Genomic DNA, 16,797 nt, shown 5'->3' on the forward strand with positions numbered 1-16,797 from the left:
CTCGATTTGCACATTTCAGCCGCAGATGCGGTGATAACCTTTGAATCATGACGCAGTATCGGATCAGCGAGGCGGCTCGACTTCTCGGCGTGAGTGACGACACCGTCCGCCGCTGGGTCGCAGCGGATGTCGTGGAGGCGACCCAGGACGACGCAGGTCGCCAGGTCATCGCCGGCATCGAACTGGCGCGCCACGCACAGTCGACCGCGGTCGCGCCCGACGACCCTTCCGGCATCGGCAGCAGCGCGCGCAACCGGATGGTCGGGCTCGTGACGGCCATCGCGAGCGACACCGTGATGTCCCAGGTCGAGTTGCAGTGCGGCCCGCACCGGATCGTCTCCCTCATGTCCACCGAGGCGGTGCGCGATCTCCGCCTCGAGATCGGGTCCCTCGCCGTCGCGGTCGTCAAGTCCACCATGGTCATCGTCGAGACACCGAACGGCTCATGACCGTGCGCGGCACCGCACCTCGTCGCGGGCGCGCCGTGATTCTCCACGCGGCCGCCTTGGGAGTCGCGACACTCCTACTCTCCGCGTGCACCCCGTCGGCATCCGACACGGCGCACCCCGGCAGCCTCAGAATCCTCGCCGCCGCCTCTCTCGTCGCATCCTTCACTGAGCTGGCCGGGGAGTTCGCCGCCGACAACCCCGGGGTGACCGTGGCCCCGATCTCCTTCGACGGCTCCTCGACGCTCGCGACGCAGATCGCCGAAGGAGCGCCGGCCGACGTGTTCGCCTCGGCGGACGAGGCCACCATGGCGACGGTCGCGGACGAGGTTGGCGGGTCACCGTCCGACTTCGCCTCGAACACCCTTCAGATTGCGGTGCAGCCGGGAAACCCGCTGCACATCACGGGGCTCTCCGACCTCACCAGACCCGGGGTGCAGGTCGTGCTGTGCGCACCGGAGGTCCCGTGCGGCACGGCATCGCACACCCTCCTCGACCTCGACGGAGTCTCGCTCACCCCGGTCAGCGAGGAGCAGAGCGTCAAGGCCGTGCTCGCCAAAGTGCAGGCCGGTGAAGCGGATGCCGGCCTCGTCTACGTGACGGATGTCGCCGCTGCGGCGGGCTCCGTCGAGGGCGTGAGCATCGCGGGGGCCGAGCGCGCCAGGAACACCTACCCGATCGCCGTGCTCGCGCGCGCAGCCGATCCGGATGTCGCGAGGGCATTCGTCGCGTTCGTGCTCTCCGCCCGGGGCCGGGCCGTTCTCGCGACGTACGGTTTCGCCGCGCCATGAGCGGGTGGGTGACGGGCTCGAGGCCGGTGGGGATACCCCGCCTGCTCTACGTGCCTGCCGCGCTCGGGTTCGCGCTGCTGCTCCTGCCCGTCATCGGTCTTCTCGTCCGGGCCGACTGGCCGAGGGTTCCCGCCGCCATCACCTCGGTCGAGGCGCTCTCCGCACTGGGACTCTCCCTGCAGACGGCGACCGCCGCGACCATCCTGTGCGCCATCGTCGGGGTGCCGCTCGCCCTCGTCATCGCGCGGTCGAGGCAGCGCGTCGCGGGCGTCCTGCGGGCGCTCACGACCCTCCCTCTCGTGATGCCACCCCTGGTCGGCGGCATCGCCCTGCTCTACCTGCTCGGGCGCAACGGGCTCGTCGGAGCCGTGCTCGAACCGGCGTTCGGCATCCGAATCCCGTTCACGACCGCGGCCGTCGTGATCGCGCAGTCGTTCGTCGCCCTGCCGTTCCTCGTGATCTCGGTCGAGGGGGCGCTGCGCACGGCGGGGACGCGGTTCGAGACGGTCGCCGCGACGCTCGGTGCGGGCAGGTGGACGGTGTTCAGGAGGATCACGCTCCCGCTCATCCTGCCCGGTCTGGTCTCGGGCACGGTGCTCTGCTTCGCCCGCGCGCTCGGCGAATTCGGCGCGACGGCGCTCTTCGCCGGCAACGCGGCAGGGATCACGCGCACGATGCCCCTCGCGATCTACACGGCCTTCAATGGTGCGGGTGTGAGCCAGGACTCCGCCGTCGCCCTCTCCCTGCTGCTCATCGTGGTCGCCGTCGTCATCCTGCTTCTCATGCGCAGCTGGCGGCCGGAGCCGGAGCGTTGACGTGACCCTGAGCGCGGAACTGGTCGTTCGTCGGGGAGACTTCGTCCTCGACGCGAATCTTGAGGTGGGCGCGGGCGAAGTACTGGCGCTGCTCGGCCCCAACGGGTCGGGCAAGTCGACCCTCCTCGGCGCGCTCGCGGGCCTCCTCCCGGTGGCGACCGGCAGCATCCGGGTGAACGGGCGTCCGCTGACCCGCGTGAGTGCCGGCGAACGGATGTCCCTACCGGCCCACGCCCGCCGGGTCGGCCTGCTCGGTCAGGAGTCGCTCCTCTTCCCGCACCTGACCGCAGTGCAGAATGTGGCCTTCGGCATCCGCGCAGCCCACGGGAGCAGAGTCGACGCCGGCAGGAGGGCAGAGCGCTGGCTGGCGGATGTCGGACTCTCCGGCTTCGAAGGGAGGCGGCCGGCCGAACTCTCCGGAGGGCAGCAGCAACGGGTCGCCATCGCGCGCGCGCTCGCAGCGGAACCCGACCTGCTGCTGCTCGACGAGCCGATGGCCTCCCTCGACGTGGAGGCCGCGTCGAGCATCCGCACGCTCCTGCGCGAGCGGCTGTCGAGCACGGGGACGACGACGGTGCTCGTCACCCACGATGTCGTCGACGTCATCGTGCTGGCCGACCGTGTCGTGACCCTCGACAGCGGGCGGGTCGCCGACGACGGCAGCGCCTCGGATGTTCTCGGTCGACCGGTCAACGGGTTCGCGGCGTCACTGGCCGGCCTCAACCTCCTGGCCGGGCGAGTAACCGGCCGTGGACTGGTCGCCGTCGCTCACGGCCACGTCCTCGCGGGCAGCGGTGATCTCCCGCCCGTGGGTAGTGAGGCCTGGGTGGCCTTTCCTCGGTCGGCGGTCACCGTCCGGGAGCCGGGCGCGGAGCCGACTCCTGCCGTGGAGAACTCGTGGGTGGGCACGGTCGCCGCGCTCGAGCCGGCCGCGGGCGGCATCCGGATCGTCCTCGCCGGCGACGAGGTCGTCGCCGAAGTGCCGTCATCGCAGGTCCTTGCGCGGCAGCTGGGTTCGGGGTCCGTCGTGTCGCTGCACGTCGACCCGGAGTTTGTCACGGTCTACCGTCGTCACGGCCGGGGCGGTCATGCGTCACACTGGGAGGGTGGCTCTGACTGAATCCGCGCGCCGTCCCGTCGGCCTGCCGATCACGTTTCTCGTCACGGGGATCATCGGACTCATCGCCTCCCTCGCGCTCACGCTCGACAAGATCGCACTGCTCGAGAACCCCAACGCGCAACTCGCGTGCAACTTCAGCGTGCTCGTCGGGTGCAGCGACAACCTGAACTCCGCGCAGGGCTCCGTCTTCGGCTTCCCGAACCCGATCCTCGGCATCGTGTTCTGGTCGGCCGTGATCACGGCTGGGGTCGGGATGCTCGCCGGCGCCCGGTTCGCCGGCTGGTTCTGGGTGCTGTTCGGCATCGGCACTGCTGCGGCCCTCGCGCTCGTCGTCTGGTTTATCTCCCAGAGCGTCTTCGTCCTGAGGGTGCTGTGCCCGTGGTGCATGGTGACCTGGGCGGTCACGATCCCGGTCTTCTTCGTCGTCGTGCTGCACACCCTCCGGTCCGAGTGGGTCCCGGCTCCGATCCGCAAGGTGGCCTCAGCCGGGTTCTTCTGGATCCCGATCGCGACGCTCCTCTGCTACGTCATCGTCGCGGTGCTCGCCCAGGTGCAGCTCGACGTGCTGAGCGAGTTCTTCTGATCGGCACCCCTACCGGGTGATCCGCACCGGGAGCGTGCGGAATCCGCTCGCCGGGTAGGTGGCGGGGTCCACCGGACCCAGGACGAGGTCGATCCGGCGCGTTCCCGTCAGGAGCGCTGAGAGAGCGACGCGCAGTTCGAGGCGCGCGAGCCCGGCGCCAGGACAGACATGGATGCCGCGCCCGTACAGCACGTTGTGTGGTGCATTGGCCTCCGGCCGGTAGTCATCCGGGTCGCCGAAGACGGTCTCGTCCCGATTCGCGGACGCCCAGAAGATCGTGATCCGCTCGCCCTCCGCGATGCTGCGGCCGCCGAGCACGACGGGGCGGGTCGTCACCCGGCGGTTCGACACGAGAGGCGAGTGGATGCGCAGGATCTCGTCGATCGCGGCCGGAAGCTCCTCGGGGGAGTTCCGCAGGCTCTCCTGCAGGTCCGGATGCCGGGCGAGGTGGCCGACGAGGATCCCGACACTGGCAGCCATGGTGCCCAGCTCGCCGACCGTCCAGTTGCGCAGGATCGACACGATGAGATCCTCCGACAGGGGCTCGCCATCGATCGTCTCGCGCAGCAGTCGGCTCGTGGCGTCGTCGTCCGGTCCGGGCTGCGCTCGCCGGTCCGCGATGACCCGGCGCACCGTGTCATCGAAGTCGCGGGCGACCTCCTCGATCGCCGCGCGATCGCCGGCGAGGGTAGTGCGTTGGTTTCGGGCGACCCAGTCCCGAAGGGCGTCCCGGGTGTAGTCGGGCCAGTGGAGCCAGGCCTGCTGGGTGCGCAGGGCGTAGTCGAGGGCGAAGCCTTCGATGAACTCGACGTCGGCGTCGTCGGGCAGTGCGTCCGTCAGTTCGCGGGCGATCGTCTGGAACGACGATGCGTAGCCGGCCACGTCCCCGTCATCGAAGTAGCGATCGATGAGGGCGCGCAACTGATCCGACTGGACCTCGGGGCTGCGCACATCCCAGTCCCAGGCCGACTCGGCCGACGCCGGGTCAGCTGCAGCCACTCGTGCTCCCGCAGCTCTCGCACACGTAGCACGAGCCGGAGGGGCGCATCTTGACCCCGCACGACAGGCACAGCGGCGCATCCGCCACGAGGCCCTGCTGCGCCTCGAGCAGTTGTGCGCTCGAGTGCACCGCCTCCGGCGCGGCGGGCGGCACGGTGGCAGCAGGCACGGTGGCGGGGGGCACGACCGCGACGGGCGCATCCTCGGTGACAGCCGCCGCGGGTGTCTCCTCGGCCAGGTCCGCCGTTCCGGGTTGCGGTTGCGCGTACTCCCCCGCGTTCAACTGGGCCGTGCGCTCAGCGGTCGTGTACACGCCGAGGCCCGCGCGGGTCTCGTACGGCAGGTGGTCGAGGGCGAGGCGGCGGAAGATGTAGTCCATCATCGACTGGGCGATCCGGATGTCCGGGTCGTCGGTCATGCCCGCCGGCTCGAACCGCAGGTTCGTGAACTTCTCCACGTAGGTCGTGAGCGGCACCCCGTACTGCAGGCCGATCGACACGGCGATGGAGAACGCATCCATGACCCCGGCGAGGGTGGAGCCCTGCTTGCCGAGCCGCAGGAAGATCTCGCCGAGCCCGTTGTCGGGGTAGGAGCCTGCCGTCAGGTAGCCCTGGGCGCCGGCGACCGTGAACGAGGTGGTCATCGACGGGCGCGTCTTCGGGAGGCGGCGGCGAACGGGTGCGGCGTGCTCTGCCGTGGTCGTCGTCGCGGCGGTCTCCCTCTTGCCGTCGGAGAGCGGCTGGCCGACCTTGCAGTTGTCGCGGTAGATCGCGAGCGCCTTGAGGCCGAGCTTCCAGCCCTGGTAGTAGACCTCCTCGACCTCGTCGATCGTGGCCTCCTCCGGCAGGTTCACGGTCTTGGAGATCGCCCCGGAGAGGAACGGCTGTACGGCTGCCATCATCCGCACGTGCCCCATGGGGGCGATGGAACGCCGCCCCATGGCGGTGTCGAAGATCTCGTAGTGTTCGGGCCTGAGCCCGGGAGCGTCCACGACGTGGCCCTTGTCGGCGATGTACTCGACGATCGCCTCGACGGTCTCTTCCGGGTAGCCGAGGCGGCGCAGAGCGCGCGGAATGGTCTGGTTGACGATCTGCATCGAGCCGCCGCCGACGAGCTTCTTGAACTTGACGAGCGAGAAGTCGGGTTCGATCCCCGTCGTGTCGCAGTCCATCATGAAGCCGATCGTGCCGGTCGGCGCGAGCACGCTCGCCTGGGCGTTGCGCCACCCGCTCTGCGCACCGACCTCTATGCTGCGCTTCCACTCCTGCTCTGCGCGCGCGTGGATCGCGCCGTCCATGGCCCCGAGGGGGTGCAGCTCATCGTTCGCCGCCGCGTGCTTGCGCATGACCCGCTCGTGCGCCTTCGCGTTGCGGGCGAAGCCGGCGTATGGCCCGACGATGGCGGCGAGCTCCGCCGAGCGGCGGTAGGACGCACCCGTCATGAGCGAGGTGATGGCGGCGGCGAGAGCGCGGCCGCCGTCGGAGTCGTAGCCGTGACCGGTTGCCATGAGCAGTGCGCCGAGGTTCGCGTAGCCGATGCCCAGCTGGCGGTAGTCGCGGGTGTTCTTCGCGATCGGCTCTGTCGGGAAGTCGGCGAAGCAGATCGAGATGTCCATGGCGGTGATGATGAGCTCGACGGCGGCCGTGAACCCCTCGACGTCGAAGGTGTCATCGGCCTTCAGGAACGCGAGCAGGTTGAGCGAGGCGAGGTTGCACGAGGAGTTGTCGAGGGACATGTACTCGGAGCACGGGTTCGAGCCGTTGATGCGCCCGGATTCCGGGTTCGTGTGCCAGTCGTTGATCGTGTCGTCGTACTGGAGCCCCGGGTCTGCGCACGCCCAGGCGGCATCCGCGATCTCGCGGAAGAGCTCCTTGGCCCGCACGGTCTCGATGACGCGGCCGCCCGCGCGTGCGGTGAGGTCGAAGCCGGCATCCTTCTCCACGGCGCGCATGAACGCGTCGCTCACCCGCACCGAGTTGTTGGCGTTCTGGTACTGCACGGAGGTGATGTCCTGGCCGCCCAGGTCCATGTCGAAACCGGCGTCGCGCAGGACGCGGATCTTCTCCTCCTCCTTCGCCTTGGTCTGCACGAATTCGCGGATGTCGGGGTGGTCGACGTCGAGCACGACCATCTTCGCCGCGCGTCGCGTCGCCCCTCCGGATTTGATCGTGCCGGCGCTCGCATCCGCGCCGCGCATGAACGAGACCGGACCGCTCGCAGTGCCGCCCGAGGAGAGCAGCTCGGCGGCCGAGCGGATGCGGGAGAGATTCACACCCGAGCCGGAGCCGCCCTTGAAGATCATGCCCTCTTCGCGGTACCAGTTGAGGATCGAGTCCATGGTGTCGTCGACCGAGAGGATGAAACAGGCGCTCACCTGCTGCGGAGAATCCGTGCCAACGTTGAACCACACGGGGGAGTTGAACGAGAACGCCTGGTGCAGCAGGAGCCAGGTGAGCTCGTCGCCGAATGCGGTCGCGTCCTCCGTGGAGACGAAATAACCGTGTTCGATCCCCGCGGCGACGTACTTGTTCACGACCCGGTCGATGAGCTGGCGCAGGCTCGATTCCCGCTGCGGCGTGCCGGCGGCGCCGCGGAAGTACTTCGTGGTCACGATCGTCGAGGCGTTGAGCGACCACGTGGTCGGGAACTCGACGCCGCTCTGCGAGAAGATCGTCTCCCCGGTCTTCCAGTTCGTCTGCTCGACGTCGCGACGCTCCCACTCGACCTCGTCGTACGGGTGGATGCCGGGGGTGCTGAATCGTCGCTCGATGCGGAGGCCGGTCGCACCGGCCTGCTGGGCATTCCCGTGTGCTGCGCGTTGTTCGGTTGCCATGTCTCGCTCCCCGTCGTGCTGGAATCCGCAGTTTCCGCTGAGTCCGTCAACAGCCAGATATAGCGGCTGTCCCAACATCTAAGCACTACATATAGTGATTATCGAGAGCCGGGACCGGGTTTAATCGGATTCGAGAACGAACCGATCCCCGCGGTCCTGCGCAGGGCCTTCAGGACCGGCCGGCCGAGCAGTGCGACCCCGACGGCGAGGACGATCGCGCGCATGAGGTCCCACCCGAGCGAGGTCGCGACGCTGAAGAGAGCGAAGCGCTGGAGGTTCTCCCACACGGATGCGTCGGGCTGGAAACTCAACGCGGTTCCGGCGCCGATCGCGAACGGCCAGAACGACAGGTTCATGAGCTGGCCGTACAGGAACCCGCTCACGGCCGCGAACGCGGCGAGGCAGGAGAGCTCGCGCGCGCCGCGCATCCGTCGGGGGAGCAGGCCGGCGCCCATCCCGATCCAGGATGCCGCGAGCATCTGGAACGGCAGCCACGGGCCGAATCCGCCGGTCAGCAGCGCGGAGGCGAAGAGCGTGACAGAGCCGAGGGCGAACCCGAACCCCGCGCCGAACACGCGCCCGCCGAGGATCACGAACAGGAACACGAACTCGACGCCGGCGCTGCCGGCCGACAGGGGGCGCAGCACCGCGCCGATCGCCGCGAGCAGACCCAGCATCGTCACGGTCTTCGCGTCGATGCTGCGGTCGCCGAGCGCGACGAGCGTCACGAGAACCACCGCGAGGAGCACACCGGCGAGCACGACGGGGGCTGCCGCCGTCTGCGCGAGAGGCGAGTCCTGGCCGACGAGCAGCGGCCAGGTGAACGAGGCGACACCGATGACCGAGGTGATGGCGAGGGCGGTACCCGTGCGGGCGCCGAGCGGGATCGACCGGATGCCGGACCCCGCCGACCCGGCGTTCTGGGTCATAACGTGCCCGCGATCGCCCGACGCACGCCATCGACCGTGAGGAACGGCAGCGGCCGCAGGATGCGGGCGACCTGCGGCGCAAACCCCGGGCTCGCCGTGAGCACGTCGGATACCGGGCCATCGGTGATGATCTCGCCGTCGGAGAGCACGACGACCCGATCCGCGGTCCCCGCGACGAACTCCACGTCATGGCTGGAGAGCAGCACGGCGCCGCCGGATGCCGTCACCTCGGCCAGCAGCGCGCCGAGTCGCCGCTTGGCCTCGTAGTCGAGCCCGCGGGTCGGCTCGTCCAGGAGCACGACGCCGGGAGCGCCGGCCAACTGGAGCGCGAGCACGAGGGCGAGGCGCTGCCCCTCGGAGAGATCGCGCGGGTGCGCAGCCTCCGGCACGCCGGGCCAGAGGCGTTCGAGGGTGGCGGATGCCGTGCCGGGCAGTGCGCCAGCCGCGCGGTCCGCCTCGCGGCACTCCGCACCGACGCTCTCGAGGTAGAGGAGGTCCGCCGGCGCATGCGGGACGAGGACGATATGCCGGATCGCGGCATCCGGGGCGAGGGTCGCCGGATCGACACCGCTCGCGGGGTCCGAACCAACCACCGCGCCGGGCCCACCCGGCAGGCCGGAGCCATGCTCCGCACTGGAACCACCCGCCATACCGTGGCGGCCGACGACCCGCACGGTGCCGTCCGATCGCGTGCCCGTGCCCTGCAGCGCCCAGAGGAGCGACGACTTGCCGGAACCGTTGCGCCCCATGAGCGCCGTGAGCTCGCCGGCCCGGAGGTCGAGGTCGAGACCGTCGATCGCGGTCATCCGGCCGTACCGCACGCGGAGACCGCGGGCGGTGAGTGCGATCGATCCGGCCGCCGGTGCGACGGCGCCGGACGGCACACTCGACTGCGCAGAGCGGAGTCGCTCGCGCAGTGGCCCCGCGACGCGGCGCGCATCGCGGATGGAGAGCGGCAACGGCTCCCATCCGTCGAGGCGACCCAGCTCGACGATGGGCGGCGCGATGGGGCTCGACGCGAGCACCACGGCAGGCGTACCGTACTCGAGCGCGCCTTCAGTGTCGAGGCGCAGCACGGAATCCGCGTACTGGATGACCCGTTCGAGGCGATGCTCTGCGAGCAGCACCGTGACCCCGAGGTCGTGGACGAGCCGAAGGAGAGCGGCGAGTACCTCCTCCGCGGCGTGCGGGTCGAGTGCGGAGGTCGGTTCGTCGAGGACGAGCACGCGGGGACCGGCGGTCAGCGCAGAGCCGATCGCGACGCGCTGCTGTTCACCAGCCGAGAGGGTCGTGAGGGCGCGGTGCCGGAGCCGGTGCAGGCCGAGCAGGTCGATGACCTCCTCCACGCGTTGCCGCATGGTCGGGGCGGGGACACCCAGCTGCTCCATGCTGTACGCGAGCTCGTCCTCGACGCGTTCGGTCACGAACCCGGCGAGCGGATCCTGTCCGACCACGCCGACCGTGCCGGCGAGGTCGCGTGGGGGGTGGGTGCGCGTGTCGAGCCCGTCGACGGTGACGGTCCCGGTCAGGTGGCCGCCGGTGAAGTGCGGCGCGAGACCGTTCACGAGCCGCAACACCGTCGACTTTCCCGACCCCGTCGCGCCGACGACGAGGCACAGTTCACCCTCGGGAATCGAGAGGCTCGCATTGTCGAGAACCGGTGTGCTCGCCTCCGAATACCGGAACGTCACGGCGTCGAACCTGATCATCTCCTCACCGCCACAAGCGCGGGTACGATCGCGAGCGCGCCGCACACGATGAACGTGAGGGACCAGCCCCCGACGTCGGCTGCGGCTCCACGGAGGGGAGGCGGCAGGATGGCGGGAACCGCGACGGCCAGCACGGCGACCGCGACACCGCATCCGGCGATCAGACTCTCGCGCGCTCCCCAGGTGTCTGGGCGGTACGTCGTCGTCGCGATGCGACGGGAGGCGATGATCGACCCGGTGATCGCGGCAGTCGCACCGGCGGCCAGAAGGGGGAACGCGAGCCAGCGAGGGCCGGAGCCGTCCAGAAGCGCGTAGGTGCCGAGGGCCGCGCCGACGAGTGCGCCCAGCATGAGGGCGAGCACGGTGCGACTGCTGCCCTTGTGCACCCGTGCGTAGCCGCGAGAGTCCATCGACGCGGCGAGTGCGATCGAGCGTTCGAGCGCATCCTCCAGCACGGGGAGCGTCGTCGCGGCGACGGCTCGCCTCCCGCGCAGCGACCTGCCGCGCAACGCCTGCGCCCTGCGCACCCGTTGCCACGACTCCACGAGCTGCGGTGCGAGGGTCATGGCGATGACCGCGGATGTGCCCAGCAGGTGCAGCGACGCCGGCAGACTGCGCAGGGTCCGCTGCGGGTTCGTGAGGGCGACGGCGGACCCGAAGCACACCAGAAGGGCGGCGAGCGCGAGGCCGGCCGACGCCGCGGCCAGGAGCCCGGATGCCGTCACGGGACCGAGCAGCGCGATTCCGCCCGCCCAGTCCGGCAGCGGGATGCGGGGAAGCGGAACGAGCACGTCACCGCCGGTCTTGATCCCGACGAGGACGTAGAAGACGACCCGGACGATCACGACAGCGGTCGCGAGCGCCAGGTAGGCGGGGAAGGCACGGGAGAAGGCCGAGTGCTCATGGCACAGCCAGACGACTGCCACGAGCGCCGCGAGGAGGATCACGGTCGAGACGATGCCGGGGGACCGTGTCGTGGCGACGGCGATCCCGATAGCCCAGATCCACCACGACACCGGATGCGGGCTGCCGCGCCCGGCCGGACGCTCCTCGACGCTCTGGTCGAGTCGCGGCGTCGTGACGGGGTCTGCGCTCGGCACTCTCAGTCACTCGCTCCCGGGCCGCGGCGGCGGGCGCGCACGGCGAACACCACGACGAGGGCGGCGATGACGACGAGGAAGCCGATCGCGGTCGCGGTGAGCGCCGCGCCCTGAGCCGCCTGCGCCTGTTCGCCGGGTGGTTCGGTACCGGGTTCGTCGCCCGGTACCTCCTGCGGGGCGGTCGCCGGCGTGCTTGTGACCACGGCGTCGGCGACATCGCCGGGGGCGATTCCGGGCGGAGTCGTCCCGTCGTTGTACCTCCACCCCTCGATCTGACCCGGGACGGGATCGCTCGAGTCTGCCCCGACCTGGTAGCTCGTCCACTCACCGTCGGGGGTGGCATGCCAGTAGGACCAGAACGATCCGTCGAAGGTCTCCGGGCACGGGTCCGGTCTCGAGTCGATGGCGCACAGGAAGCCGGGTTGCGAATCGGTCACCGTGAAGCCGGCGGCCACGAGCGCGGCGCGACCATTCTCCGGGTCGCCGTCCGCGCATCCGACCTCGACTGCGCCGGCCTTCCCGTCGACGGTGACGTCGGTGAAGTCGACTACGACGGTGACCCCGTCACTGCAGGACGCATCCGCTGCGAGGGCCGGAGTCCCCCCGGCCGACACCGGCATGCCGACTGCCCCGATCGCGAGTGCAGCCGTTGCCAGCATCCGGATGCCGGCGCGGGTGAATCCACCGTGGCGATCCGGGCGGTGGGCGGTTCCGCCTGCGGAAGCGGACGACGTCATGGCTGGCCTTCCCTGTGGGGTCGGCGAGCGTGCCCGGTTCCGCGGGGCGGTAACGACGTCGAGTGTCGTGCGGGGTACCCGGACTCCGTCACGCAGACCGCGGCGATCAAGAGTTGTACTGCCCTCCCGTGACAGGTATCCCGGCTCGACGGTTCACACCGTCCTACGGTTGCGGGTCAGCACCGGATTTCGACCGGTTTCCCCTCCGCGGGAGTTGTGTCACCCTGAGTACGGGTGACTCTCCTCACCCTAGTGTCGGGTCCGACGGGAGGCCAGAGCGTGAGCCGTGTTTATACGAGGACGGGCGACGGAGGCACGACCGGGCAGCTCTACGGCGGTCGAATCGAGAAGGGCAGCGCCCTCGTCGAGGCACTCGGGGACATCGATGAGACGGTGTCGGCGCTCGGCGTGGCGCGGGCCGGATGCGACGACGACCGCATCGCCGCGATCCTGCTTCGCGTCCAGCGGGAGCTCTTCGTCGTCGCCGCGGACCTCGCCGTCAACCCAAAGCACCGCGACCGGCTGGAGCCCGGGGTCTCCCTCGTCGAGCCGGAACTCGTCACGGCCATCGAACAGCTCATCGACGAGCTCACCGAGGAGCGACCGCTCAAGCCGGTCTTCCTCGTGCCGGGCACGACCCGCCTGGAGGCCGCGCTCGACCTCGCGCGCACCGTCGTGCGGCGTGCGGAGCGTCACACGCTGCGCGCGAAGGACGCCGGACACGTCGTGAGCGAGCCCGTTCGCCACTACCTGAATCGACTCTCCGACCTCGTGTTCGTGCTCGCGCGCCGGGCCGCGGGTGAGGCGGAGGAGCCCGCAAGCCACGGCTGACCGCCTCAGGCGCGGAAGAACGCCCTGACCCGGCCGACGCCGTCGAGGAAGGCGGCCAGGTCCGCATCGGTCGTGTACACCGAGGTGCTCGCTCGCGTGGATGCTGCCAACCCCAACCGTCGGTGCAGTGGTTCGGCGCAGTGGTGGCCCACGCGGACGGCGATCCCCAACTCGTCGAGGAACTGCCCGACGTCGTGCGAGTGCACGCCGTCGACGATGAAGCCGGCCAACCCCACCCGCGGCTCGCCCGGCGCGGGGCCGAGGAGCCGGATGCCCGGGATCGCGGCGAGGCCCGTCGCGAGCGCCTGCCCCAGCTCGGCATCGCGCTCGTGAACCCGGTCCATCCCGAGATCGTCGAGGAAGTCCACTGCGGCAGCGAGGCCGATGGCCTGTGAGACCGGCTGCGTTCCCGCCTCGAATCGCGCGGGGGACGGGAGGTACTCCGCGTGCTCCATCGTGACGCTCGTGATCATCGAGCCGCCGGTCAGGAACGGCGGCATCGCATCCAGCAGCTCTCGGCGGCCGTAGAGCACTCCGATGCCGAGAGGGCCGAGCATCTTGTGGCCGCTCAGCACGGCGAAGTCGACATCGAGAGCCTTCACGTCGAGTGGCAGGTGGGGCGCCGACTGGCATGCGTCGAGTACGACGAGCGCGCCGACCCGTCGTGCGAGTGCGACGAGCTCTGCGACGGGGTTGATCGCCCCGAGCACGTTGGAGACGTGGGCGAAGGCGAGGACCCGGGTGCGCTCGCCGATGATGCCCGCCGCTTCATCCATCCGGAGCCGGCCGGCGTCGTCGACCCCGATGTGACGGAGGGTCGCGCCCGTGCGCCCGGCGAGCTCCTGCCAGGGGATGAGGTTCGCGTGGTGCTCGAGTTCGGTGACGACGAGCTCGTCACCGGGGCGCAGGCGGAATCGTTCCGCCTGTGCCCCTCCTCGTCCGCTGCTCGCGTTGGAGAACGAGTAGGCAAGCAGGTTGAGGGCGGCGGTCGCACCAGCGGTCCACACGATCTCCTCGGCCGTCGCGCCGAGGAAGCGGGCGAGGCGTTCGCGGGAGACTTCGAAGAGCTCGGTCGCCTCCGCGGCGAGAGCGTGGGCTCCGCGGTGTACGGCCGCGTTGTGGTGTTCGAGGAAGGCGCGCTCGGCATCGAGCACGGCGCGGGGCTTCTGGCTCGTCGCCGCCGAGTCGAGGTAGACGAGGGGATGATCGTTGACGCGACGCCGCAGCACGGGAAACTGCGCGCGAATCCGGTCGATGTCGAGCGGCACGATCCCAGCTTAGAGGTGTCGATCGTTGGGGAAGGTCGGCCCACCCTCAGGCGTCGATGCGGCTCAGACCGTCTTCGAGAGCGGTCCAGGCGAGCATCGCGCAGTTGATACGCGGCGGGTACAGCGAGACGCCGCTCAACGCGACCGCATCGCCGAGGAGCTCCTCGTCCCCGTCGTCCGTCCCCCGCGACTGCAGCATCGAACGGAATCCGTCGAGACAGCGAGTGCACTCGTCGCGCGTCAGACCGGCCACGATGTCGGAGAGCATGGATGCGGACGCCTGCGAGATGGCGCAGCCCTGGCCGGTCCAGCCGATCGACTCGACGACACCATCGCCCGCGCGGATGTGGAGGGTGATCTCGTCGCCGCACGACCGGTTGATCCCGTGGGATTCTGCGGTCGGATCCTCCAGCAGACCGTAGCCGTGGCGCTCGTGCGAGTGATCGACCAGAACGTCCTGATAGAGATTGCGCAGGTCCTCGCGGCTCATATTTCCACTCTAGACCGGCGTGAGAACGAGCGCCCTGGGGCCGGACGATCAGACGTTGAGCGCCTGGCCGACCGTCGCACCGCCGTCGACGATGAACTCGGTTCCGGTGGAGAACGTCGCATCGGCCACCAGGTACAGGATCAGCCTGGCCACCTCATCCGGTTCGCCGATTCGGGGTATCGGCTGGGACGCGTACATCTCGTTGCCCTCCAGTCCCGCCGTCATGGGCGTTCGGATTCCGCCGGGGTGTACAGACACCACGCGGATGTTGTCACGACCCAGGTCGAGGGCGGCGGCCTTCGTGAGTCCCCGCACGCCCCACTTGCTGGCGACATACGCGCTGAGGTTCGAGTAGCCCATCATCCCCGCCGTGGACGAGAGATTGACGATGACACCGCCCCCGGCGGCCTTCATCGTCTCCACGACGGAACGGATGCCGAGGAAGACGCCGGTGAGGTTGATGTCGATGACTCGATTCCACTCCGCAAGCTCCGTCGTCGCGACCGGGGTGAACGCGACGACGCCCGCATTGTTGACCAGGATGTCGATGTTCCCGATCGTGGCCACCACATCGGCGACGACCTCGCGCCAGTTGTCCTCGCTCGTGACATCGAGGTGGCGGTAGTGACCACCGATCGACGCCGCGACGGCGTTGCCATCCTTCTCGTCGACATCCGTCACGACGACCGTGGCACCCTCGCTCGCGAGAAGCGCCGCGTCCGCCGCACCCATGCCCATCGCGCCGCCGGTGATCAGGGCGACCTTTCCATCCAGCTTTCCCATTGCCCTGCCCTTTTCTCTTCTGCCGGCCCCGGATGGGTCAGCTCGGCTTCTCTGCGTGCGGCCGCGCGTAGTACCACCACGCGAGGACCGTGCAGAACGCGCACCACACTGCGCAGATGATGAAGAACGCGGTGGGTGCCATGACGGACAGGGACATCCCGACGAGGAACGGCCCGAACGCCCCGATCGCCGCGGTCCATCCGATGGCACCGCCCGCCTGCCTCGGGGGGAAGATCATCGGCATCTGCTTGAAGGTTCCCGCATTGGCGAACCCGGAGAAGAAGAAGATGAGCGTCATCCCCGTGAAGAAGCCGGAGAACTCGCTCACCGAGGTCGGGCTCAGGAAGAACAGGGTGACGATGGTGCCGCCCGTCATCCCGAGCCCCCCGATGAACGTGAACTTCGCACCACCCCACCGGTCGCAGAGCGGCCCGACCGCTGCGCGGACGAGCGCGCCGAGCATCGGCCCGATCCAGGCCCAGGTGAGCGGGTTCGGAGCGTCGGGGAACGAGCCGTACACGTTGAGGATGATGAGGCCGGTCTGCGCGGCCAGACCGCTGAAGGCGCCGAACGACATGAGGTAGATCGCGGTCATGATCCAGGTGTGCTTGAGGCGGAAGATGTCGAGCTGCTGCCGGAAGTTCGCCGTCACCGGCACACGGCGCAGCACGACGACGGCCATCGCAACCGCGAGCAGCACCCACGGGATGAGCACGAGGCCGCCGTTGTGCAGCCAGACGAGCTTGCCCTCCGAGTCGCTCTGAGGGGTGAGGAGGGCCGTGCCGAAGAGACCGAAACCGACGACCCAGGGCAGCAGAAGCTGCATGAGCCCGATCCCGAGGTTCCCGATCCCCGCCTGGATTCCGAGCGCCGTCCCCGCGAGCCGTTTCGGGAAGAAGTAGCTCGTGGAGGCCATGAGGCCGGAGAAGCTGCCTCCCCCGACGCCGGCGGCGAGAGAGAGTGAGATGAGCACCCAGTACGGGGTCGTCGTGTCGCGGGCGGCGAGAGCCCATCCGAAGAGCGGGAGCACGAGGAGTGCGCCGCTGAAGGCCACGAGGATGCGGCTTCCCATGATGGGAGGCAGGAACATGAACACGAGCCGAAGGGTGCCGCCGGCGAGCCCGGGGACGGCCACGAGCCAGTAGAGCTGCTCCGTCGAGAGCATGTTCTCCGGGAGGCGGATGTCGTTCAACCGTGGTGCGATGGCACTCACGAGATACCACGTGGCGAACGCCAGGATCATCGTGTACGTGGTCACCCAGAGGGTGCGCCACGCGAGCTTTTTATCCCAGGTCGATTCGTCTTCCGGGTTCCAGTTCGAGAGATCGGGTTTGAGCGCCGAGCCTGCGACGGTGGTCATCGG

At 69.5% G+C, this 16,797-nt stretch carries 16 protein-coding genes and 1 riboswitch; of the genes, 6 read left to right on the forward strand and 10 right to left on the reverse strand.

What is annotated here, in order from left to right:
- The first annotated feature begins 47 nt into the window (after positions 1-47).
- The 5 genes from ABD678_RS05540 to ABD678_RS05560 are packed head-to-tail and all read left to right on the forward strand — an operon-like array spanning position 48 to position 3,755.
- Positions 48-449 (forward strand): TOBE domain-containing protein, encoded by a 402-nt coding sequence (locus tag ABD678_RS05540; RefSeq protein ID WP_344754556.1) that lies wholly within the window; start codon positions 48-50, stop codon positions 447-449.
- On the forward strand, positions 446-1,237 hold the full coding sequence (gene modA / locus ABD678_RS05545) for a molybdate ABC transporter substrate-binding protein (protein WP_344754557.1): 792 nt from the start codon (positions 446-448) through the stop codon (positions 1,235-1,237). The genes ABD678_RS05540 and modA overlap by 4 nt, the downstream gene beginning before the upstream one ends.
- Entirely contained in the window at positions 1,234-2,052 is an 819-nt protein-coding gene (locus ABD678_RS05550) for an ABC transporter permease (RefSeq protein WP_344754559.1), read from the forward strand. The genes modA and ABD678_RS05550 overlap by 4 nt, the downstream gene beginning before the upstream one ends.
- A gap of 1 nt (position 2,053) precedes the next feature.
- Complete coding sequence (locus ABD678_RS05555) at positions 2,054-3,172, forward strand: ABC transporter ATP-binding protein (RefSeq protein WP_344754561.1); 1,119 nt, start codon at positions 2,054-2,056, stop codon at positions 3,170-3,172.
- On the forward strand, positions 3,159-3,755 hold the full coding sequence (locus ABD678_RS05560) for a vitamin K epoxide reductase family protein (RefSeq protein WP_344754563.1): 597 nt from the start codon (positions 3,159-3,161) through the stop codon (positions 3,753-3,755). The genes ABD678_RS05555 and ABD678_RS05560 overlap by 14 nt, the downstream gene beginning before the upstream one ends.
- A gap of 9 nt (positions 3,756-3,764) precedes the next feature.
- Here ABD678_RS05560 and ABD678_RS05565 read toward each other — a convergent pair whose 3' ends face one another.
- The 6 genes from ABD678_RS05565 to ABD678_RS05590 form a co-directional block, all read right to left on the reverse strand.
- Complete coding sequence (locus ABD678_RS05565; RefSeq protein WP_344754565.1) at positions 3,765-4,754, reverse strand: cytochrome P450; 990 nt, start codon at positions 4,752-4,754, stop codon at positions 3,765-3,767.
- Positions 4,741-7,587, reverse strand: coding sequence for a vitamin B12-dependent ribonucleotide reductase (locus ABD678_RS05570; RefSeq protein ID WP_344754568.1), 2,847 nt, complete (start codon positions 7,585-7,587; stop codon positions 4,741-4,743). The genes ABD678_RS05565 and ABD678_RS05570 overlap by 14 nt, the downstream gene beginning before the upstream one ends.
- Positions 7,588-7,685: 98 nt before the next feature.
- Positions 7,686-8,516: an ECF transporter S component gene (locus tag ABD678_RS05575; protein ID WP_344754570.1), complete on the reverse strand. Its 831-nt coding sequence runs from the start codon at positions 8,514-8,516 to the stop codon at positions 7,686-7,688.
- The gene (locus ABD678_RS05580; RefSeq protein WP_344754572.1) at positions 8,513-10,225 is read right to left on the reverse strand and encodes an ABC transporter ATP-binding protein; all 1,713 of its coding nucleotides are present in this window, start codon (positions 10,223-10,225) and stop codon (positions 8,513-8,515) included. The genes ABD678_RS05575 and ABD678_RS05580 overlap by 4 nt, the downstream gene beginning before the upstream one ends.
- Positions 10,222-11,325, reverse strand: a complete 1,104-nt coding sequence (locus tag ABD678_RS05585) for a CbiQ family ECF transporter T component (protein ID WP_344754574.1) — start codon at positions 11,323-11,325, stop codon at positions 10,222-10,224. The genes ABD678_RS05580 and ABD678_RS05585 overlap by 4 nt, the downstream gene beginning before the upstream one ends.
- 2 nt (positions 11,326-11,327) lie before the next feature.
- A complete protein-coding gene (locus ABD678_RS05590) occupies positions 11,328-12,062 on the reverse strand; it encodes a hypothetical protein (protein WP_344754576.1) in 735 nt (244 codons plus the stop codon).
- A gap of 113 nt (positions 12,063-12,175) precedes the next feature.
- A riboswitch (cobalamin riboswitch) is annotated at positions 12,176-12,304 on the reverse strand.
- On the opposite strand from ABD678_RS05590, the gene ABD678_RS05595 reads away from it, so the two are divergent.
- Positions 12,297-12,893, forward strand: a complete 597-nt coding sequence (locus tag ABD678_RS05595; RefSeq protein WP_344754578.1) for a cob(I)yrinic acid a,c-diamide adenosyltransferase — start codon at positions 12,297-12,299, stop codon at positions 12,891-12,893. (Overlaps the previous riboswitch by 8 nt.)
- Before the next feature lie 5 nt (positions 12,894-12,898).
- Here the strand turns inward: ABD678_RS05595 and ABD678_RS05600 are convergent, their stop codons facing one another.
- From ABD678_RS05600 to ABD678_RS05615, 4 genes are read right to left on the reverse strand one after another with little or no spacing between them, the layout of a single operon-like run.
- The gene (locus ABD678_RS05600) at positions 12,899-14,164 is read right to left on the reverse strand and encodes a SufS family cysteine desulfurase (protein WP_425561969.1); all 1,266 of its coding nucleotides are present in this window, start codon (positions 14,162-14,164) and stop codon (positions 12,899-12,901) included.
- A gap of 43 nt (positions 14,165-14,207) precedes the next feature.
- A complete protein-coding gene (gene sufU / locus ABD678_RS05605) occupies positions 14,208-14,651 on the reverse strand; it encodes a Fe-S cluster assembly sulfur transfer protein SufU (protein ID WP_344754583.1) in 444 nt (147 codons plus the stop codon).
- A gap of 48 nt (positions 14,652-14,699) precedes the next feature.
- Positions 14,700-15,434 (reverse strand): SDR family oxidoreductase, encoded by a 735-nt coding sequence (locus tag ABD678_RS05610; protein ID WP_344754585.1) that lies wholly within the window; start codon positions 15,432-15,434, stop codon positions 14,700-14,702.
- 37 nt (positions 15,435-15,471) lie between these two features.
- Positions 15,472-16,794 carry an MFS transporter gene (locus tag ABD678_RS05615; RefSeq protein ID WP_344754587.1) on the reverse strand — a complete coding sequence of 441 codons (1,323 nt, stop codon included), beginning with the start codon at positions 16,792-16,794 and terminating at the stop codon, positions 15,472-15,474.
- Between the last annotated feature and the right edge of the window lie 3 nt (positions 16,795-16,797).

The sequence above is a fragment of the Leifsonella bigeumensis genome (genome assembly GCF_039537265.1).
Taxonomy (GTDB): domain Bacteria; phylum Actinomycetota; class Actinomycetes; order Actinomycetales; family Microbacteriaceae; genus Terrimesophilobacter; species Terrimesophilobacter bigeumensis.